The sequence below is a fragment of the Dellaglioa sp. CoH-57-MRSF-17 genome, assembly GCF_056782015.1.
Genome location: NZ_JBXAXY010000186.1, coordinates 1 through 235 on the forward strand (window position 1 = coordinate 1; position 235 = coordinate 235).

Below are 235 nucleotides of genomic sequence, written 5' to 3' on the forward strand. Positions count from 1 at the left end.
GTCCCCTTACCGCGCACACCCGAAAGGAGGCTGGTGCGACGGCCGCGGCGCAGCTGTCGGCTTCGATCGCTGCTGCCGGCCGGCGATTCCCGCTGAGCCTCCCGTTGACGGCCGGTTACGACTCCCGGACCGTGCTCGCCGTCACACCCCGCCAGCTCCGGGACGACCTGCACGTCTACACGCTGCTGTACCGGCACCTGACCGGGCGCTCCGCCGACGCGAGCACCCCGGCCCG

At 73.2% G+C, this 235-nt stretch carries 1 protein-coding gene; it reads left to right on the plus strand.

Features of this window, described 5'->3' with window-relative positions; translation table 11 throughout:
- A partial coding sequence (locus tag AC1RPJ_RS08335; protein WP_481762941.1) for a hypothetical protein occupies window positions 1–235 on the plus strand: 235 nt, incomplete at both ends.